The sequence below is a fragment of the Streptomyces sp. CB09001 genome, assembly GCF_003369795.1.
Taxonomy (GTDB): domain Bacteria; phylum Actinomycetota; class Actinomycetes; order Streptomycetales; family Streptomycetaceae; genus Streptomyces.
Genome location: NZ_CP026730.1, coordinates 1,197,016 through 1,213,951, shown reverse-complemented (window position 1 = coordinate 1,213,951; position 16,936 = coordinate 1,197,016). Strand labels below are relative to the sequence as shown.

General features: G+C 72.9%; 17 protein-coding genes. 15 read left to right on the top strand and 2 right to left on the bottom strand.

Annotation, left to right across the window (positions count from 1 at the left end):
- The first annotated feature begins 17 nt into the window (after nt 1-17).
- The 10 genes from C4J65_RS05705 (at nt 18) to C4J65_RS05660 (ending at nt 10,972) form a co-directional block, all read left to right on the top strand.
- The gene (locus tag C4J65_RS05705; protein WP_162833043.1) at nt 18-2,045 is read left to right on the top strand and encodes a tetratricopeptide repeat protein; all 2,028 of its coding nucleotides are present in this window, start codon (nt 18-20) and stop codon (nt 2,043-2,045) included.
- Nucleotides 2,046-2,186: 141 nt separating this feature from the next.
- Entirely contained in the window at nt 2,187-3,302 is a 1,116-nt protein-coding gene (ald, locus tag C4J65_RS05700; protein WP_162833539.1) for an alanine dehydrogenase, read from the top strand.
- Between the two features lie 387 nt (nt 3,303-3,689).
- The gene (locus tag C4J65_RS05695; protein ID WP_162833042.1) at nt 3,690-4,820 is read left to right on the top strand and encodes a ParA family protein; all 1,131 of its coding nucleotides are present in this window, start codon (nt 3,690-3,692) and stop codon (nt 4,818-4,820) included.
- Nucleotides 4,805-5,374, top strand: coding sequence for a hypothetical protein (locus C4J65_RS05690; RefSeq protein ID WP_162833041.1), 570 nt, complete (start codon nt 4,805-4,807; stop codon nt 5,372-5,374). The genes C4J65_RS05695 and C4J65_RS05690 overlap by 16 nt, the downstream gene beginning before the upstream one ends.
- Nucleotides 5,375-5,392: 18 nt before the next feature.
- Nucleotides 5,393-6,610: a segregation/condensation protein A gene (locus C4J65_RS05685; RefSeq protein WP_162833040.1), complete on the top strand. Its 1,218-nt coding sequence runs from the start codon at nt 5,393-5,395 to the stop codon at nt 6,608-6,610.
- Nucleotides 6,607-7,269, top strand: coding sequence for an SMC-Scp complex subunit ScpB (scpB, locus tag C4J65_RS05680; RefSeq protein ID WP_115741393.1), 663 nt, complete (start codon nt 6,607-6,609; stop codon nt 7,267-7,269). The genes C4J65_RS05685 and scpB overlap by 4 nt, the downstream gene beginning before the upstream one ends.
- Nucleotides 7,269-8,384 carry a pseudouridine synthase gene (locus C4J65_RS05675; protein ID WP_115741392.1) on the top strand — a complete coding sequence of 372 codons (1,116 nt, stop codon included), beginning with the start codon at nt 7,269-7,271 and terminating at the stop codon, nt 8,382-8,384. Before scpB ends, C4J65_RS05675 begins: the two co-directional genes overlap by 1 nt.
- Nucleotides 8,385-8,476: 92 nt before the next feature.
- The gene (locus C4J65_RS05670; protein ID WP_115741391.1) at nt 8,477-9,196 is read left to right on the top strand and encodes an NUDIX domain-containing protein; all 720 of its coding nucleotides are present in this window, start codon (nt 8,477-8,479) and stop codon (nt 9,194-9,196) included.
- A complete protein-coding gene (locus tag C4J65_RS05665) occupies nt 9,193-10,215 on the top strand; it encodes an ADP-ribosylglycohydrolase family protein (protein WP_115741390.1) in 1,023 nt (340 codons plus the stop codon). Before C4J65_RS05670 ends, C4J65_RS05665 begins: the two co-directional genes overlap by 4 nt.
- A 4-nt stretch (nt 10,216-10,219) precedes the next feature.
- The gene (locus tag C4J65_RS05660) at nt 10,220-10,972 is read left to right on the top strand and encodes a nucleotidyltransferase domain-containing protein (RefSeq protein ID WP_115741389.1); all 753 of its coding nucleotides are present in this window, start codon (nt 10,220-10,222) and stop codon (nt 10,970-10,972) included.
- Here the strand turns inward: C4J65_RS05660 and C4J65_RS05655 are convergent.
- Nucleotides 10,898-11,659, bottom strand: coding sequence for a nucleotidyltransferase domain-containing protein (locus tag C4J65_RS05655; RefSeq protein WP_115741388.1), 762 nt, complete (start codon nt 11,657-11,659; stop codon nt 10,898-10,900). The two genes, C4J65_RS05660 and C4J65_RS05655, sit on opposite strands and share 75 nt — an antisense overlap.
- 22 nt (nt 11,660-11,681) lie before the next feature.
- Nucleotides 11,682-12,080, bottom strand: coding sequence for a Rieske (2Fe-2S) protein (locus C4J65_RS05650; protein WP_115741387.1), 399 nt, complete (start codon nt 12,078-12,080; stop codon nt 11,682-11,684).
- A 143-nt stretch (nt 12,081-12,223) separates the two neighbouring features.
- Here C4J65_RS05650 and aroH point away from each other — a divergent pair, with 143 nt between their 5' ends.
- The 5 genes from aroH to der all read left to right on the top strand — a co-directional run bounded on the left by aroH (nt 12,224) and on the right by der (nt 16,896).
- Nucleotides 12,224-12,586 (top strand): chorismate mutase, encoded by a 363-nt coding sequence (gene aroH, locus C4J65_RS05645; RefSeq protein WP_115741386.1) that lies wholly within the window; start codon nt 12,224-12,226, stop codon nt 12,584-12,586.
- Nucleotides 12,583-13,668, top strand: a complete 1,086-nt coding sequence (locus tag C4J65_RS05640) for a prephenate dehydrogenase (protein WP_115741385.1) — start codon at nt 12,583-12,585, stop codon at nt 13,666-13,668. Before aroH ends, C4J65_RS05640 begins: the two co-directional genes overlap by 4 nt.
- 320 nt (nt 13,669-13,988) lie before the next feature.
- A complete protein-coding gene (gene cmk, locus C4J65_RS05635) occupies nt 13,989-14,684 on the top strand; it encodes a (d)CMP kinase (protein WP_115741384.1) in 696 nt (231 codons plus the stop codon).
- On the top strand, nt 14,681-15,343 hold the full coding sequence (locus C4J65_RS05630; protein ID WP_115741383.1) for a lysophospholipid acyltransferase family protein: 663 nt from the start codon (nt 14,681-14,683) through the stop codon (nt 15,341-15,343). Before cmk ends, C4J65_RS05630 begins: the two co-directional genes overlap by 4 nt.
- 74 nt (nt 15,344-15,417) lie before the next feature.
- Entirely contained in the window at nt 15,418-16,896 is a 1,479-nt protein-coding gene (gene der / locus C4J65_RS05625; protein WP_115741382.1) for a ribosome biogenesis GTPase Der, read from the top strand.
- Nucleotides 16,897-16,936 lie beyond the last annotated feature (40 nt).

The following is a 16,936-nucleotide window of genomic DNA, read 5'->3' as shown; positions in this document are numbered from 1 at the left end:
GATCGGGAGTGTGGCCCGTGACGGATCAGGCGGTGGACACGGACGGCGTACGACTGTCCCAGGACCCTGCTGCGGAAAGCGGGTTCCTGGGCCGCACCCGGGAGCTGAAGGAGCTGCGCGCCGACATCGAGCGCGCCGGCCTCGACACCCTCTCCGGCCGCAAGGCCCCCCGCGCGCGCGTACTGCTCATCGCGGGCCGTCCCGGCTCGGGGCGCACCGCACTCGCCGAGGAGCTGACCGCGCGGGTCGCGCACGACTACCCCGACGGCGTGCTGCGGGCCCGGCTGAGCGAGCCGGACGGCACCCGCGTCCCCGTCGGACGCCTCGCCCGCGACCTGCTCACCGCGCTGGACCGCAGCGCGCCGCCCGGCGCCGACGAGGACGACCTCACCGAGGCCCTGCGCACCGCGCTCGCCGACCGCAGGGTGCTGCTCCTGCTCGACGCCGTCGCCGACGCCGAGCAGGTCGACGCGCTGCTGCCGGACACCCCGGACTGTCTCGCCGTCGCCGTGGCCGAGGGCCCGCTGACCGGCATCGCGGACGTCCGCCCGTGCACGCTGGGCGGCCTGGACACCAAGTCGGCCGTGGAACTGCTGTCCCGCCACACCGGCTCGGTCCGCATCACCGTCGACCCCCGGGCCGCCGAACAGCTGGTCGAGCTGTGCCAGGCCCAGCCCGCCGCGCTGACCCTGGCCGGCGGCTGGCTCGCGGCCCGGCCCCAGGCGGCCGTCGCCGACCTCGCCAAGCACGTGCACGCGGAGAGCGACGAGGGCGGCGCGCTCGGCCGCGTCTTCGGCCTCGTCTACGCCTCACTGCCCAGCACCGCCGCCCGCATGCTGCGGCTGCTCTCCCTCGCCCCGGCGGGCCTGGTCGACCCGCACACCGCCTCCGCGCTCGCCGGCTGCTCGGTGAGCGGGGCCCGCACCACCCTGGACGACTTCGTCGCCCACGGCCTGCTGCGCGCCGTCGACTCGCCGCTGCCCGAGTACGAGGTCCCCGGGTGCCTGCACGGCCGGCTCGGCGCCCTGGCCCGCAAGCACGACCGGCCCGCCGAGCTGCAGCTGGCCCGCGCCCGCATGCTGGAGCGGACGGTCCGGCTGCTCCAGTCCTGCCGGGCGGTCACCGAGACCGACAGCCCGCAGGCCCGCGAGAAGCTCCTCGCCACGCCGCGCGACCTGCGCTTCCCGCATCCGAGGGCCGCCGCCGACTGGCTGCGCGCCCGGCGCCCCGCCCTGCTGGCCGCGGCCCGCCTCGCGGTCGCCGACGGCGAGCTGGACACCCTCGCCCGCAGACTCATGTCCCAGCTGGTGCGGGCCATGGTGGCCCACTTCGGGACCCGGTCCGCGGCCCCCGACCTGTACGGGATCCACCGGCTCGTCCTCGACGTGGCCGAGCGCCGTGAGCTGCCCCGGGAGAAGGCCGCGGCCCTGCTGAACCTGGCCGACCTGGACGCCCGCACCGGCCGTACCGCCGAGGCGCTGGTGCGCTACCGGGCCGCGCTGGACGCCGGACGCGAGGCCAACGACCCGTACGCGACCGGCCGCGCGATGGAATCCGTGGGCGGCGCCCATCTGGAGCTGGGGGACTACGACCGGGCCGCCGACTGGTTCGGCCGGGCCCTCGCCGAGCGCCTCGCCCGGGACGAGCGGGCCGACGCCGCCCGGGTCTACGGCCGTCTCGCCACCGCCCACACCTACGCCGGGCGCTACGGCGAGGCGGTGCGGGCCTGGCGTGCGGCGGTGGCCGGGCACCGCAAGTCCGGCGACGTGGCCGCGCACGCGCGGGCACTGTCCGAGCTGGCCCGGGTCCAGGAGTACGCCGGGCGGCCCGAGGAGTCGCTGCGCACCTGCCGGGAGGCCGTCGACTGGGCCCGCCGGGCCGAGGACGTACGGCTCCAGGCCGCCCTGCACCTGCGCCTCGCCGACACGCTCGACCGGCTCGGCGACCCCACGGCGGCGGGCCTGGAGCGGGGCGCGGCCGAACGGATGTTGAGGGAAGACCCCGCGGATGCCTGCGAAATCCGCAGCGCATCGTCTGAAGATTAATGCTTTGAAAGGCTAGACAGCGGGAACACCTTCATTAAACTGGCTCTGCCGCACGTTCTCTGCGGTCTCTCCCGGTGTGCCCGTGCTTGAGCGGGTATGCCTTGTAATAGCCCATCCTCTGAGCCAAGGACCGTGATCCACGTGAAGGTCGGCATCCCCCGCGAGGTCAAGAACAACGAGTTCCGGGTGGCCATCACCCCCGCCGGCGTGCACGAGCTGGTGCGCCACGGTCACCAGGTCGTCATCGAGCGCGATGCCGGCATCGGCTCCTCGATTCCCAACGAGGAGTACGTCGCCGCCGGTGCGCGGATACTGGACACGGCCGACGAGGTCTGGGCCACCGCGGACCTGCTCCTGAAGGTCAAGGAGCCGATCGCGGAGGAGTACCACCGCCTGCGCAAGGACCAGACGCTCTTCACCTACCTGCACCTGGCCGCCTCGAAGGAGTGCACGGACGCGCTCATCGAGTCCGGCACCACCGCCATCGCCTACGAGACGGTCGAGCTGCCCAGCCGCGCCCTGCCGCTGCTGGCCCCCATGTCCGAGGTCGCGGGCCGCCTCGCGCCCCAGGTCGGCGCCTACCACCTGATGGCCGCCAACGGCGGCCGCGGCGTGCTGCCCGGCGGTGTCCCCGGTGTGCTCGCGGGCCGCGCCGTCGTCATCGGCGGCGGCGTCTCCGGCTGGAACGCGGCGCAGATCGCCATCGGCCTGGGCTTCCACGTCACCCTGCTCGACAAGGACATCACCAAGCTCAAGGAAGCCGACAAGATCTTCGGCACGAAGATCCAGACCGTCGTCTCCAACGCCTTCGAGCTGGAGAAGGCCTGCCTGGAGGCCGACCTCGTGATCGGCGCCGTGCTCATCCCGGGCGCCAAGGCCCCGAAGCTGGTCACCAACGAGCTGGTGTCGCGCATGAAGCCCGGAAGTGTCCTTGTCGACATCGCGATCGACCAGGGCGGCTGCTTCGAGGACTCCCACCCGACCACGCACGCCGAGCCGACCTTCCCGGTCCACAACTCGGTCTTCTACTGCGTCGCCAACATGCCCGGCGCGGTGCCCAACACCTCCACCTACGCGCTGACCAACGCCACGCTGCCGTACATCGTGGAGCTGGCGAACCGCGGCTGGGCCGAGGCCCTGCGCCGCGACCCCGCGCTGGCCAAGGGCCTCAACACCCATGACGGCAAGGTCGTTTACAAGGAGGTCGCCGAGGCGCACGGCCTGGAGTACGTCGAGCCGGCCTCGCTGCTCGCCTAAGTCGCCAAGCGGTAAAGGCGATACGTCAACAGACGCCGTCAACGCCACACACCCGGCCGGACCTTGCCCGACAAGGTCCGGCCCAGTGTGTGTATGGTCACTTTGCGATTCTCGGTCAACTCGCCTCGAACGTAACGCTTCAACCGATTCGCGCACCGGTGAAACCTGCTGTGCGACGGCCGTACGCCCTTGACAGAGGGATGTTTCATTGCCGACACATCGGGCCGGGTCCGGCGGATTGTGTTGCTGCGGACGGCCGACACGCCATAGAGTCGCCGAACGTCGGCATGGTGCCACGCTGACCTGTCTAGAAGTTCCCTGGTCACCAAGGAGGTAAGACGACTTGTGAATGAGTCGACATTTACTCCCGGGGGTGGTCAACCAGGAATGCCGACACGGACCCACGGTCCCGGGCGTCTCGAGGCTGTCGGCTCCGTAGCTGTACGCACCTCCGCAGCCGACCACCACAGTCCGCAGGCAACTCGGACAGCACACATGAGTATGGATGGCCAACACGTGAACGCCATGGCCGGCGACGGAAGTGGCGCGCCCCGCAACCACTTCGCCGTCTACGACGAACTGCCCGACGGGCACTTCTACGACCCGGACGCGGAGTACGAGCCGGATCCCGAGTACGCCGCCACGCTCGCGCCCGACGCGGCCCGACAGCGCCGTGAGCGCATCGGCCCGACCGGGCGCCCGCTGCCGTACTTCCCGATCCCGGGCCCGCTGACCGACCACGGCCCCGCCAAGATCATCGCGATGTGCAACCAGAAGGGCGGCGTGGGCAAGACCACGTCGACCATCAACCTGGGTGCCGCGCTCGCCGAGTACGGGCGCCGGGTGCTGCTCGTCGACTTCGACCCGCAGGGCGCGCTGTCGGTCGGACTCGGCGTCAACCCCATGGAGCTCGACCTCACCGTCTACAACCTGCTCATGGAGCGGGGCATGGCGGCCGACGAGGTGCTGCTGAAGACCGCGGTCCCCAACATGGACCTGCTGCCCAGCAACATCGACCTGTCGGCGGCCGAGGTGCAGCTGGTGAGCGAGGTCGCGCGCGAGTCCACCCTGCAGCGGGCCCTCAAGCCCCTGATGGACGACTACGACTACATCGTGATCGACTGCCAGCCCTCGCTCGGCCTGCTCACGGTCAACGCGCTGACCGCCGCGCACAAGGTGATCGTGCCGCTGGAGTGCGAGTTCTTCGCGCTGCGCGGTGTGGCGCTGCTGACCGAGACGATCGAGAAGGTCCAGGAGCGGCTCAACCCCGACCTGGAGCTCGACGGCATCCTCGCCACGATGTACGACTCGCGCACGGTGCACAGCCGTGAGGTGCTCGCGCGCGTTGTCGAGGCGTTCGACGACCACGTCTACCACACGGTCATCGGGCGCACGGTCCGCTTCCCGGAGACCACGGTCGCCGGCGAGCCGATCACCACGTACGCGTCCAACTCCGTCGGTGCCGCCGCCTACCGCCAGCTCGCCAGGGAGGTGCTCGCCCGGTGTCACGCCGAGTGAGTCTGCCGGGGGCCGACGAACTCTTCCGTACGACAGGGGGAACGGCGCTCCAGGCGTCCACCCCGCGGCGACCGGCGGGCGGCGAGGCCCGGGTGCCGGCCCCGGCGGGGGAGAGCGACCAGGCCGCCGCCGAGGACGCACCGCAGTCCGTGCCCGCGCAGGGCGGTGACGGCGAGGGCGCGGAGCACGCCGCGGCGGACGCGGAACCGGGCTCGGCGGGCGAGTCGCGCACCCGGGGCACGGAGCGCTCCGCACGTGCCTCCGGGCCCGGTACGGGCGCGCAGGAAGGTTCTGCCGCCGACCGGCCCCGCAAGCGCGGCAGGGCCGCCGCACGGCGCCCCAGCGGGCGGGAGCGCCACGACGAGAAGATCACCGTCTACGTCTCCGCCGAGGAGCTGATGGATCTGGAGCACGCCCGCCTGGTGCTCCGGGGCGAGCACGGCCTGGCCGTCGACCGCGGCCGCATCGTCCGCGAGGCGGTCGCAGTGGTCCTGGCCGACCTGGAGACCCGCGGGGACGCCAGCATCCTCGTACGACGGCTGCGCGGGCGGTAGCGGTAGCCTGCGGGGGCCATGACCTCGAACGACGCCCCCCGCCCCGACCGCGGCCCGCGCCCCGGCCGCCGGCGCGCGCTGGGCAGGGGCCCCGGAGCGTCGGCGGCTCCACCGCTGCCCGGGGAGACTCCCCCCGGCGACGGCGCGTCCGGGACCACCGGAGCGGCGCCCGCCGCGCAGGACCTCGGCGAAGGACCGGCCCCCACCCCGGCCGGAGCGTCCCCCGCATCGGTCGGGGCGCCGACCGTCGGCCGAGGGGAACCGGCGCCGGTCCGGGAGACGGCAGGGCCGGAGACGGACGAGCGGGACCCCGGGAATCGACACCCGGGGGCGCCCCCGACGCCTGGAGCGGAACCGGGGACGGGCGGCCCGCCCGACGCCGGGGTGTCCCAGGAGGCCCCGGACGACACCTCCGACGACGCGGACGACGGTGTCTTCAAGGTGCGGCTCGCCAACTTCGAGGGGCCGTTCGACCTGCTCCTCCAGCTGATCTCCAAGCACAAGATGGACGTCACCGAGGTCGCGCTGTCGAAGGTGACCGACGAGTTCATGGCACACATCCGGGCGATGGGGCCGGACTGGGACCTCGACCAGACCACCGAGTTCCTGGTGGTCGCGGCCACGCTGCTCGACCTCAAGGCGGCTCGGCTGCTGCCCGCCGCCGAGGTCGAGGACGAGGCCGACCTGGCCCTGCTGGAGGCCCGCGACCTGCTCTTCGCCCGCCTGCTCCAGTACCGCGCGTACAAGCAGATCGCGGAGATCTTCAACGACCGGCTGTCCGCCGAGGCCCGCCGCCACCCCCGTACCGTCGGCCTGGAACCCCATCACGCCGAGCTGCTGCCCGAGGTCGTCATCAGCATCGGCCCCGAGGGCTTCGCCAAGCTCGCCGTGAAGGCGATGCAGCCGAAACCCAAGCCGCAGGTGTACGTCGAGCACATCCACGCGCCCCTGGTCAGCGTGCAGGAACAGGCCGGGATCGTCGTCGCCCGGCTGAAGGAGCTGGGCGAGGCCAGCTTCCGCGTGCTGGTCCAGGACACCGAGGACACCCTGACCGTCGTCGCCCGCTTTCTGGCCCTGCTGGAGCTGTACCGGGAGAAGGCCGTCGAGCTGGACCAGGAGACCGCCCTCGGTGACCTCCTGGTCCGCTGGACGGGCGGTGACGGAGAGACGCAGCCGTCGGTGACCGACGAGTTCGACCGGCCGCCCGAGGCGCCGAAGGAGGAGCAGAAGGCGTGAGTGAGCAGACCACGGGGAACGCGGAGACCGAGGGCGGGCCGGACGGGGTCGCGGCCCTCGACCTCAAGCCCGCCCTGGAGGCCGTCCTCATGGTCGTCGACGAGCCCGCGACCGAGGAGCAGCTGGCGAAGATACTGCGGCGGCCCCGGCGGCGGATCGCGGACGCCCTGCGCGAGCTGGCCGACGAGTACGCCGTCCAGGGCCGCGGCTTCGAACTGCGTCTGATCGCGGGCGGCTGGCGCTTCTACAGCCGCCCCGAGTACGCCGCGGCCGTCGAGGCCTTCGTCCTGGACGGCCAGCACGCCCGGCTCACCCAGGCCGCCCTGGAGACCCTCGCCGTGGTCGCCTACCGCCAGCCGGTCAGCCGCAGCCGTGTCTCCGCGGTGCGCGGCGTGAACTGCGACGGTGTGATGCGCACCCTCCTGCAGCGGGGTCTGGTCGAGGAGGCGGGCACGGAACCCGAAACAGGTGCGATCCTGTACGTGACGACGAACTACTTCCTGGAGCGAATGGGCCTGCGCGGTCTCGACGAGCTCCCGGAGCTCGCGCCCTTCCTCCCCGAGGCGGAGGCGATCGAGGCCGACACACTGGAAGGAGTCCCGTCGTTCGATCCGGACGCCCCGGATTCCGGGGACGCAGACGACAAGACGGAATTTTGATGCGAAGCAGCAGCGGCAGGAACAGCAGCGGAAACAACGGCGGGAGCCGTGGTGGCAACAGCGGCGGCCGCGGCGGGAGTGGCGGGGGCCGCGGCAACCACCGCGGCGCCGGCAACAACCGCGACGACAAGCAGGGCGGCCGTCCCAAGAAGCCGCGCCCGGAGGAGCGGCGCTACGACGTGGGCCCCGGCGCCACCCAGGACGGCCCGAAGTCGGGCCGCGGACCCTCGGCCCGCGGCGGTGCCAAGGGCGGCCCGAAGCGGCCCCAGCAGCGCGGCCGCAGTGCGCCCGCCACGTCCCGCGAGTACGAGACGCGGGCCGAGGAGCGCAATCGCGAGCGGTACGCGGGCAAGAAGGACGTCAAGCCGCCCAAGACCTTCCCGGGCGCCGAGCAGGAGGGCGAGCGGCTGCAGAAGGTGCTCGCGCGCGCGGGCTACGGCTCCCGGCGCGCCTGCGAGGAGCTGATCGAGCAGGCCAGGGTCGAGATCAACGGCGAGATCGTGCTGGAGCAGGGCCGCCGTGTCGACCCGGAGAAGGACGAGGTCAAGGTCGACGGCCTGACCGTCGCCACGCAGTCGTACCAGTTCTTCTCGCTCAACAAGCCCGCCGGTGTCGTCTCCACCATGGAGGACCCGGAGGGCCGCCAGTGCCTCGGCGACTACGTCACCAACCGGGAGACCCGCCTCTTCCACGTGGGCCGGCTCGACACCGAGACCGAGGGCGTCATCCTGCTCACCAACCACGGCGAGCTGGCGCACCGCCTGACCCACCCCCGGTACGGCGTGAAGAAGACGTACCTCGCGCACATCGTGGGCCCGATCCCGCGCGACCTCGGCAAGCAGCTCAAGGACGGCATCCAGCTGGAGGACGGGTACGCGCGCGCGGACCACTTCCGGGTCGTCGAGCAGACCGGCAAGAACTACCTGGTCGAGGTCACCCTGCACGAGGGCCGCAAGCACATCGTCCGCCGGATGCTGGCGGAGGCGGGCTTCCCCGTCGACAAGCTGGTGCGCACCGCCTTCGGCCCGATCACCCTGGGCGACCAGAAGTCGGGCTGGCTGCGCCGGCTGTCCAACACGGAGGTCGGGATGCTGATGCAGGAGGTCGACCTCTAGGCCGCGATCCGGGCGAGGCCGCCCGTACGAGGCTTGTGCCGACCGGCCACCCTCTTTTATAGTCGCAGTGACTATTAAGGGGGTGGCCGGTCGTGCACGGCTACGACAAGCACGCTTTCGAACCCTTCGCCGTCACCGTCGACCTCGCCGTCCTCACGCTCCGCGCGGGCGCGCTGCACGCGCTGCTCGTCGAACGGGGACAGGAGCCGTACGCGGGCCGCTGGGCGCTGCCCGGCGGCTTCCTGCTGCCCGAGGAGTCGGCGGAGACGGCCGCCCGCCGGGAGCTGGCCGAGGAGACCGGCCTCGCGGACGTGACCGGGCTGCACCTGGAGCAGCTGCGGACCTACAGCGAACCCGGCCGGGACCCCCGCATGCGGGTCGTGTCCGTGGCCTTCGCCGCGCTGCTCCCGGACCCTCCCGAACCGCACGGCGGCGGTGACGCCGCCGAGGCCCGCTGGGTGCCGTACGACAAGGCCGTGGGCCTCGCCTTCGACCACGACCGGATCCTGGCCGACGCCCGGGACCGGGTCGGCGCCAAGCTGGAGTACACCTGCCTGGCCACCGCCTTCTGCCCGGCCGAGTTCACCCTCGGCGAGCTGCAGCAGGTCTACGAGACGGTGTGGGGCACGGCCCTGGACCGGCCCAACTTCCGCCGCAAGGTCCTCGCCACCCCCGGCTTCGTCGAGCCCGTCCCCGGTGCCGCCCGCCTGACCGGGGGCCGTGGCAAACCCGCCGCCGTGTACCGCGCGGGACCGGCCACCACCCTGCACCCGCCCCTGCTCCGCACCCCTCGGGAAGGACGCCCCGCATGACCACCACCACCGGCACCAAGCGCGCCGCCACCGGAGCGCTCACCGGCCTCGCCCTCGGCGACGCGCTGGGCTTCCCCACCGAGTTCAACGACGTCCCGGCGATCCTCGCCAAGTGCGGCCCCTGGCGGGAGATGGCACTGCCCAGGCCCGCGATCGTCACCGACGACACGCAGATGACGCTGGCGCTGGGCAAGGGGCTGCGGACGGCCATGGACCGGGGGCTGCTCGGACCGAAGCGCATGGAACGGCCGGTGCGCGAGGAGTTCGTCGACTGGTACCAGTCGCCGGAGAACAACCGCGCGCCGGGCAACACCTGCCTCAAGGCCTGCAACCTCCTCAAGACCCCGGACCGCCCCTGGCAGGACGCCAGCCAGATCCACTCCAAAGGCTGCGGCGCCAACATGCGCGTCGCACCGGTCGGGCTCGTCCCCGGCCTCAGCGACGAACAGCGCGCGGGCGCCGCCCAGCTGCAGTCCGCGCTCACCCACGGCCACCCCACCGCGCTCGCCGCCTCCGACCTCACCGCGCACGCCGTACGGCTGCTCGCCGAGGGCGCCGAGCCGACCGGCCTGGTCGGGCTGCTGCGTTCGTACGCCTACGACAACCGCAGCCGCTACCACGAGCGCTGGCTCGGCGACCTGTGGAGCCGCGCCCAGGACCCGACGCCCGAGCACTTCATCGCACGCGGCTGGGACGAGTGCCTGGCGACCCTCGACCGGCTCCAGGAGGCGGTGCGCACCGTCTCGCCGGAGACCGACCCGTGCCTGGCCGTCGGCGGGGGCTGGATCGTCGAGGAGGCCATGGCGGCCGGGCTGCTCTGCTTCCTGCTCTTCGTCGACGAGCCGCTCACCGCCCTGCGCCGCGGCGCCTGCACCTCCGGCGACTCCGACTCCATCGCCTGCCTCGCGGGCGCCTTCGCCGGTGCGCACCTGGGAGCCGAAGCCTGGCCGGCCGACTGGGCGGACCGGATCGAGTACCGGGGCGACCTGCTGGCCCTCGGAGCGCTCTGGGACGCTTGAGCCCATGATCGACGCCCTCGACATCGACCTGGCCCCGGTGGTGGCCGAGCAGCCCTTCCCGGTGCTGTTCGCCACCGTCTCCGGCGCCCACCTCTACGGCTTCCCCTCGCGCGACTCCGACGTGGACCTGCGCGGCGTGCACCTGCTGCCCGCCGGCGACCTGGTCGGGCTGCGCGAGCCGGAGGAGACCAGGTCGCGGATGTGGGACCGGGACGGTGTCGAGATGGACCTGGTCACGCACGACCTGCGCAAGTTCGTCCGGCTGATGCTCCGCCGCAACGGCTATGTGCTGGAGCAGCTGCTCTCCCCGCTGGTCGTGCACACCACCGAGGCGCACCGGGAGCTGGCCGCCCTGGCGCCGGGGGTCCTCACCAGCCACCACGCCCACCACTACCGGGGGTTCGCGGGCACCCAGTGGCGGCTGTTCGAGAAGACCGGCCAGCTGAAACCGCTCCTGTACACCTTCCGGGTGCTGCTCACCGGCATCCACCTGATGCGCGCCGGAGAGGTGCAGCCCCACCTGCCCACCCTCCTCGGGGAGGTCGACGCCGCCCCGGACTACCTGACCGAGCTGATCGCCGCCAAGGCCGAGCGCGAGCACGGGGACGCCGGCGTCGACCACGCGCGCGTGCGGGCCGACGTGGAGCGGCTGCACACCGTGCTCGACGAGGCGCAGGCCGTGTCAGGTCTCCCCGACGCCCCGGCCGCGTACGACGCCCTGCACGACTTCGTCGTACGGGTCCGGCTGGAGCGCTGAGGCCCGGCGGGTGCGGACCAGGAAGTCCTCCACGCGGCGCCGGTCCGGTTCCTCGGGCAGTGGGCTGCGCGCGGCGGCCTCCTCGCCCTCCCGCGCCAGGCGGGTCATCCGCGCCTCCACCTCGGGCCAGGGCACCTCGCCGCGTTTCACGGCGAGCAGGGACTCCCGCGCCTCGCCGACGTCGATCGTCAGGACGCCCGTGCGCAGCAGGTCGCGGGCGCTGGTCAGCAGCCGCAGCAGGTGCATCGCGTGCTTCCAGCGCGGGGCGCCGTGGGTGCGTACGTCGGCGTCGAGCTTGCGGCGCTGGCCGTGCGCGTAACGGGTGAAGGTCGCGTGAACCCGGCGGGAGAGGAACGCCTCGCGCAGGGCGAGCAGTTCGCGGCCCGTGCCGTCCACCGACTCCACTAGCGGGGAGTGCAGGCACTCCAGGATGTTCGGGTTCGCGCGCAGGGCCAGCTCGCAGAAGCGCTCCAGCTCCCAGCTGAACTGCTCCTCCCCTGGACCCTCCACGTGCGTCGGCGGCTTCTCGAAGCGCCAGAACAGCGCGGTGGGAGCCAGGAAGACGCCCCGGCGGTCCGTGTCGCTGTCCTCCGTCGCCAGACCGAAGGCGCGCGAACCCATGACACAGGCGTAGACCGTGTGGTCGCGGACCAGGGACTCGTGGCTCTCGGGGGCTTCGGGGCGCATGGCGGGAGCGTACGCGGGCCGCTCACGCCAGGCGGACCGAATTTCCCTCCACCGTGATCCGCTTCCCGGGCAGCGGCTCCGTGGCCGGGCCCCGCACCACCGAGCCGTCGGCGACGGCGAACCTGCTGCCGTGGCAGGCGCAGTCGATGGTGCCGTCCCGCACGTCCGACACGATGCAGCCCTGATGGGTGCAGACCGCCGAGAACGCCTTGAACTCGCCCTGCTCCGGCTGGGTCACCACGATCTTCTCGGCGGTGAGGATCTTGCCGCCGGCGACCGGGACGTCGCCCGTCCGCACCAGTTCCTGCCCCGGCGAGGCGCCCGAGGAGTCGCCGCCGCCCCCGCCGCAGCCCACGCAGAGCGCCGCCGCGCCCGCGCCCGTGGAGAGGAGGACCGTGCGGCGGGTCGGGGTCTGGGTCATGTCGCAACTCCGGGGGAGGGAGGTTCGGGCCGCGGTCAGCGTCTCAGGAGACGGGCGCCGCGGGCCGGTACGCGGCGGGCTGACTAGGCTGGACGGACCAAGAACCGATACACGCGTCAGCAACGTCAGCAAGGAGCATCGCCGTGGCGGTACGAGCGGTCCGGGGCGCCGTCCAACTGGAACGGGACGAGGCGGGGCACATGGACCAGCAGGTCGCGGCCCTGCTGACCGCCCTCATGGAGCGCAACGGCCTGACGGTCGACGACCTGATCAGCCTGTGGTTCACCGCCACCCCCGACCTGCACAGCGACTTCCCGGCCGCCGCGGCCCGCGGCCTCGGCATCACCGACGTGCCGCTGATCTGCGCCCAGGAACTGGACGTCGAGGGCGCCATGCCCCGCGTCGTGCGGGTCCTCGCCCACATCGAGTCCGACCGGCCCCGCGCCGAGATCGCCCACGTCTACCTCGGCGCCGCCGCGGCCCTGCGCAAGGACATCGCCCAGTGAGAACCGCACTCGTCATCGGCACCGGCCTCATCGGCACCTCCGCCGCCCTCGCCCTCACCGAACGCGGTGTCACCGTCCACCTCGCGGACCACGACCCCGAGCAGGCCCGCACCGCCGCCGCGCTCGGCGCCGGCACCGACGAGGCCCCGGACGGCCCGGTCGACCTGGCGATCGTCGCCGCGCCGCCCGCCCTGGTGGCCGACGTACTCGCCGACGCCATGGCCCGCGGCGTCGCCCGCGGCTACATCGACGTGGCCAGCGTCAAGGGCGGCCCCCGGCGGGAGCTGGAGGCGGGAGGGCTCGACCTCTCGGCGTACATCGGCACGCACCCCATGTCCGGCCGGGAGAAGTCCGGCCCGCTGGCCGCGACCGCCGACCTCTTCGAGGGCCGCCCCTGGGTGCTGACCCCGACCCGGGACACCGACACCGAGGTGCTGAACCTCGCCCTGGAGCTGGTCTCGCACTGCCGGGCGGTGCCCGTGGTGATGGACGCGGACGCCCACGACCGTGCCGTGGCCCTCGTCTCCCACATGCCCCACCTGGTCTCCAGCATGGTCGCCGCGCGCCTGGAGCACGCCGAGGAGGCCGCCGTACGGCTGTGCGGGCAGGGCATCCGCGACGTGACCCGGATCGCCGCCTCCGACCCCCGGATGTGGATCGACATCCTCTCCGCCAACCCGGGGCCGGTCGCCGACCTGCTCACCGACGTCGCCGCCGACCTGGAGGAGACGGTACGGGCCCTGCGCGGCCTGCAGTCCGCCGACGAGGACAAGCGCCGCGAGGGCGGCACCGGCATCGCCGAGGTGCTGCGTCGCGGCAACGCCGGACAGGTCCGCGTCCCCGGCAAGCACGGCTCGGCCCCGCGGTCCTACGAGACGGTGGCCGTCCTCATCGACGACCAGCCCGGTCAGCTGGCCCGCATCTTCGCGGACGCGGGACGGGCCGGGGTCAACGTCGAGGACGTGCGCATCGAGCACGCGACCGGGCAGCAGGCGGGTCTGGTGCAGCTCATGGTGGAGCCGAAGGCCGCCGCCGTCCTCACGGCGGCCCTCAAGGAACGGGGCTGGGCGATCCGGCAGTGATCGCGGGGCGCCGGACGCCTGTCGGAGGGGTGCTGCGGGGCCGGTAACCTAGAACCTGTCTGATGATTCCCGCCTGCCCGGCGACGCCTGGCACGCACGCTCGCCGCGTTGCCGAAACGCCCGCGTGGCTCCTCCCCCACTGCCTGAACGGCGTGGGAGGGACCCCCACCGAGGGCGCTCCGGCGCGTTGCGATCGCACGCACCAGACGCCGCCGGGCCCGCCCTCCGGGCGGACGACGGGAGTCATCAGACAGGCCCTGTCGGGACGCGTTCGCGTCCCGCACACCACCCACCGCACCGCACCAGGAAGGTGTCCCCTCGTGGAAAACGGCGCCGCCCCGACCGCCCCGGCCGTGATTGTCGCCATCGACGGCCCCTCCGGCACGGGCAAGTCGAGCACGTCGAAGGCCGTGGCCGCACAGCTCGGCCTCAGCTACCTGGACACCGGTGCGCAGTACCGGGCGATCACGTGGTGGATGGTCAGCAACGGCATCGACACCGACGACCCGCACGCCGTCGCCGCCGCGGCCGGCAAGCCCGAGATCGTCTCCGGCACCGACCCGGCCGGCCCGACCATCACGGTCGACGGCGTGGACGTGGCCGGACCGATCCGCACCCAGGAGGTCACCTCCAAGGTCAGCGCGGTCAGCGCGGTGCCGGAGATCCGCACCCGGATCACCGAGCTGCAGCGCACCATCGCCGCCGCCGCGCCGCTCGGCATCGTCGTCGAGGGCCGCGACATCGGCACCACCGTGCTGCCGGACGCCGACCTGAAGATCTTCCTGACCGCCTCGGCGGAGGCCCGCGCCGCCCGCCGCAGCGGCGAGCTGAAGGGCGCCGACGTCCACGCCACCCGCGAGGCCCTGATCAAGCGGGACGCGGCCGACTCCAGCCGCAAGACCTCCCCGCTGGCCAAGGCCGGCGACGCGGTCGAGGTGGACACCACCGCCCTCACCCTCCCGCAGGTCATCGAGTGCGTCGTCACCCTCGTCGAGGAGAAGCGGGCCGGCAAGTGACCGCATCCTCCGCAGCGCCCGCCCCCTCCGAGAAGGGCGCCGAGGTCGGCCGGCGCATCGGCGTCGGCCTGATGTACGGGCTGTGGAAGCCGCGCGTGCTCGGCGCCTGGCGGGTGCCCGCCACCGGCCCGGTGATCTACGCCGTCAACCACGCGCACAACATCGACGGCCCGATGGTCATGGGGGTGGCGCCCCGGCCGACGCACTTCCTGATCAAGAAGGAGGCGTTCGTCGGTCCGCTCGGACGCTTCCTGACCGGCATCGGCCAGCTGAAGGTGGACCGCCACTCCGCCGACCGCGGGGCCATAGGGCAGGCGCTGGGCGTGCTGGCCGACGGCGGCGTCCTGGGCATCTTCCCGGAGGGCACCCGGGGCGAGGGCGACTTCGCCTCGCTGCGCGCCGGGCTGGCCTACTTCGCGGTGCGCGGCGGCGCGCCGATCGTCCCGGTCGCGGTGCTGGGAAGCACGGACCGTCCCGGACGGTTGATAAAGGCGCTGCCCCCGCTGCGCTCCCGCGTGGACGTCGTCTTCGGCGACCCCTTCGACGCGGGCGACGGCAGCGGGCGGCGCACCCGCAAGGCCCTGGACGAGGCCACCGAACGCATCCAGAAGCAGCTCACCGCGCACCTGGAAAACGCCAGGCGCCTCACCGGGCGCTGAGTGACACTTGAGTAGTGGATCACCCGGTACAGGGGTGTTCCACCGATCACCACGATGAACGAGGTACGGACTTCATGAACGACCACATCCACCCCGAGGGCTCGGGCGGAGAGCACGACCACGGGGCGCTCGGCGACGCCGAGTACGCACAGTTCATGGAGCTGGCCGCCGAAGAGGGCTTCGACGTCGACGAGGTCGAGGGCGCGATCGAGGAGGCCGGGCACGGCCCGCTGCCCGTCCTCGCCGTCGTCGGCCGCCCCAATGTCGGCAAGTCGACCCTCGTGAACCGCATCATCGGCCGCCGCGAGGCCGTCGTCGAGGACAAGCCCGGTGTCACCCGCGACCGCGTCACCTACGAGGCCGAGTGGGCCGGGCGCCGCTTCAAGGTCGTCGACACCGGCGGCTGGGAGCAGGACGTCCTCGGCATCGACGCCTCCGTGGCCGCGCAGGCCGAGTACGCGATCGAGGCCGCCGACGCGGTCGTCTTCGTCGTGGACGCCAAGGTCGGCGCCACCGACACCGACGAGGCGGTCGTCCGGCTGCTGCGCAAGGCAGGCAAGCCCGTCGTGCTGTGCGCCAACAAGGTCGACGGCCCGAGCGGCGAGGCCGACGCCTCCTACCTGTGGTCGCTGGGCCTGGGCGAGCCGCACCCCGTCTCCGCGCTGCACGGCCGCGGCACCGGCGACATGCTGGACAAGGTCCTGGAGGCCCTGCCCGAGGCCCCGGCGCAGACCTTCGGCACCGCCCTCGGCGGCCCGCGCCGCATCGCTCTGATCGGCCGCCCCAACGTCGGCAAGTCCTCACTGCTGAACAAGGTCGCGGGCGAGGAGCGCGTCGTGGTCAACGAGCTGGCCGGCACCACCCGCGACCCGGTCGACGAGCTGATCGAGCTGGGCGGCGTCACCTGGAAGTTCGTCGACACGGCGGGCATCCGCAAGCGCGTCCACCTCCAGCAGGGCGCCGACTACTACGCCTCGCTGCGCACCGCCGCCGCCGTCGAGAAGGCGGAGGTGGCCGTGATCCTCATCGACGCCTCCGAGTCGATCTCGGTCCAGGACCAGCGGATCGTCACCATGGCCGTCGAGGCGGGCCGCGCGATCGTCGTCGCCTACAACAAGTGGGACACCCTCGACGAGGAGCGCCGCTACTACCTGGAGCGGGAGATCGAGACCGAGCTGGGCCAGGTGGCCTGGGCGCCGCGGGTCAACGTCTCGGCGCAGACCGGCCGGCACATGGAGAAGCTGGTCCCCGCGATCGAGACCGCGCTGGCGGGCTGGGAGACCCGGGTTCCCACGGGCAGGCTGAACGCCTTCCTCGGCGAGCTGGTCGCCGCCCACCCGCACCCGGTGCGGGGCGGCAAGCAGCCGCGCATCCTCTTCGGCACCCAGGCCGGCACCAAGCCGCCGCGGTTCGTGCTCTTCGCCTCCGGCTTCATCGAGGCCGGCTACCGGCGCTTCATCGAGCGCCGGCTGCGCGAGGAGTTCGCCTTCGAGGGGACGCCGATCCACATCTCGGTGCGGGTGCGCGAGAAGCGCGGCGCCAAGAAGAAGTAGGGACACCCGGTGACGTGTGAGGGGCGCCCCCCGGCCCGGG